The organism is Mesorhizobium sp. M1A.T.Ca.IN.004.03.1.1, from assembly GCF_003997555.1.
GTDB lineage: Bacteria > Pseudomonadota > Alphaproteobacteria > Rhizobiales > Rhizobiaceae > Mesorhizobium.
In genome coordinates this window covers 1-233 of sequence record NZ_RZTV01001148.1, presented here as the reverse complement: position 1 = coordinate 233, position 233 = coordinate 1, and the positions used below count along the sequence as shown (strand labels likewise).

Annotated in this window: 1 pseudogene; it reads left to right on the top strand. The window is 60.1% G+C overall.

Annotated elements, in window-relative coordinates:
- Positions 1–233 (top strand): annotated as a pseudogene (locus tag EOD29_RS36925) (hypothetical protein); the annotation flags it as partial.

Here is a 233-nt window from a genome sequence, read left to right as displayed (position 1 = left end):
CGAAAACTTCGGGCAAGTCGGTCCAAGCCGGCAAGATGAAAACGACCAAGCAGACCGTCAGCACGAAAGGCGCGGCCAAGAAGACGACTATCGCCGCAGCGCCTGCGACTCGGCCCGCGAAGAAGCCCACGGCGGAACTCGCGGGACTGAATTCGCTGAAGCGCAATTACCACGCGCTGATGAATACCGCAGACCCCAAGATGGCAGCGATTTCGGCCTATGCTACCGCCTAT